Genomic DNA, 1,916 nt, shown 5'->3' with positions numbered 1-1,916 from the left:
CCGCGACCTCCGTCAGCCGCTCCCGTACGGCCGCCATCTCGGCCTCCGAGAACAGGTCCGCGCCGTGCTCGCCGATCAGCTCCCGGGCCAGCGCCAGGAAGTCGACACCGGCCGCGCCGCCGTCCGTGCCGTCCACCGGCCCGCCGATGCGCAGCAGCTGCGGCAGGTGGTCGGCGACCTGCTCCAGGGTGTCGAGGACCTGCTGCTGGTAGCGGTACTCCAGGATCTCCGGCGCCTCGGCCGTCGTCACCGCGCGGATGTCCAGCGCCTGCGCCTCCAGCAGCGCGGCGTTCGCCCGCGCCTCCGACTCGGCCTGGACGTACCGCTGCCGGGCCAGCGCCTCGGCGCGGTTGGTCTCGCGCTCGACGGCGGTGTCCATCTGGGCCTGGTACTGGGCGATGTCCGCCTGGATCGCGGACAGCTCCTCCTCGCGGGTCGCCAGCTCCTTGCTCAGGTCGCCCTCGTCCTGCTCCTTGCGCAGCTGGAGCGAGTACTCGTGGGTGTACGCCTCCTTGGCCATCCGCACCATCTCCGGCGCCGCGAGGTCCATGCGGTACGGCTGGTCGGAGGGCTCGGCGCTGGTGATGTTGGCGTTGGTCAGCTCGACCGCGGGCCGGAACTGGTGGTTGAGCGCGTCGAGCAGCCGGGTGGTGTCCTCGCCGACCATGTCGTAGATGCCGGAAGCCTCCTGCTCGTAGATGAGGCTGCGGATCGTCTCGCTGACGGCGTTGTTCAGCTTCTCCTCGAAGCCGCGGACGGCGCCGAGGGTGTAGACGAACTCGACCGGGTCGCTGATCCGGAACTGGATGAACAGGTCGATGGACGCCTTCACCCCGCCCTTCGTCGGCGCCTCGCGCACGGGCGCGTTGAAGGGGTACTCGCGGGTGGTGTTGAGGATGTACGAGACCCGCTTCCACGGGTTCAGCAGGATGACCCGGCCGGGGCCCTTGACCTGCTCAAGCTTGCCGAACTTGGTGATCAGTGCATGACATCCATCGGGCACCATCACCATGCCCTGCCGCCACCACACGAACCCGACGGCGAAGACCGCCAGCACCCAGTAGTGGGCGCCGAACAGCGGGTTCGTCAGCACGTCGTCGCCGGCGGCGGCCACCGCGATGGTGCCGATGGCGCCGACGACGAGCAGCAGTGAGACCGGCAGCATGCTGAGGAACGAGCGCCCGCGCGGCAGCACCATCGGGCAGATGGCGTGCACCTGCTCCAGGCCCTCGCGCTTCAGCTCGCTGCGGTTCAGCACCTCCCCGGCCTCGTCCAGCGGCACGGACTGCTGCGTCATGACGGTGTCGAGGCTGCCGCCCTGGTCGCGGGCGGCGGGGAAGTCGGCCGGGTCCATCCCGTCCTCGCGGGGCGCGTCGTTACGCCGGCCCCGGCCGCCTTCCCTGCCCTCGCGGCCCTGCTCACCGTCGGGCAGTGCGCCCCGGCGGCGCAGCTCGTCCTGGGCGAGCTGCCTCGGGTCGCTCCCCTGCATGACGGCCTGCGCCGCGCCTCTGATGGTCTGCGCGCGCGAACGTGCCATATCGTCCCCCTCCTCAAGTCGCGTGATCACTCTCCGCAATCACAACTGTTTCGTACAGCCGTACGCAAGCACAGTCGCGGATCGTGACAACACGGGTACATGGTCATTGCACGATTCCGGCAGTGAAACAGGGACGGGGCACCGACGCCCCCGCCGTCCCGTTGCCGGTGTCCCACCCGGCCCGCGCGAATTTCGGATGCGCGGGGGCGGTCCGCCGGTGTCTGATCGGGGGATGGCGATCACGATGAGTACGCCGGCGGTGGCCGGACTCGACGGTGCCGGCCGGATGCTGGCGGCATGGCAGGACGACGCGGGGCCGGTGCAGCTGCACCCCGGGGACCTCGGCTGGTTCCGGCGGTTCGGGGCGGAGCGGACGGCC

1 protein-coding gene is annotated in these 1,916 nt (G+C 70.7%); it reads right to left on the bottom strand.

The window, feature by feature from the left end; all coding sequences use genetic code 11:
* Positions 1 to 1,537 (bottom strand): SPFH domain-containing protein (locus H5J30_RS30215; RefSeq protein WP_181790584.1); only part of this gene is annotated, 1,537 nt, incomplete at its 3' end.
* Between the last annotated feature and the right edge of the window lie 379 nt (positions 1,538 to 1,916).

The sequence above is a fragment of the Streptomyces phytophilus genome (assembly GCF_013870535.1).
Lineage (GTDB): Bacteria > Actinomycetota > Actinomycetes > Streptomycetales > Streptomycetaceae > Streptomyces > Streptomyces phytophilus.
Note: the sequence above shows the minus strand (reverse complement) of the source record. Positions and strands in the feature narration are given on the sequence as shown.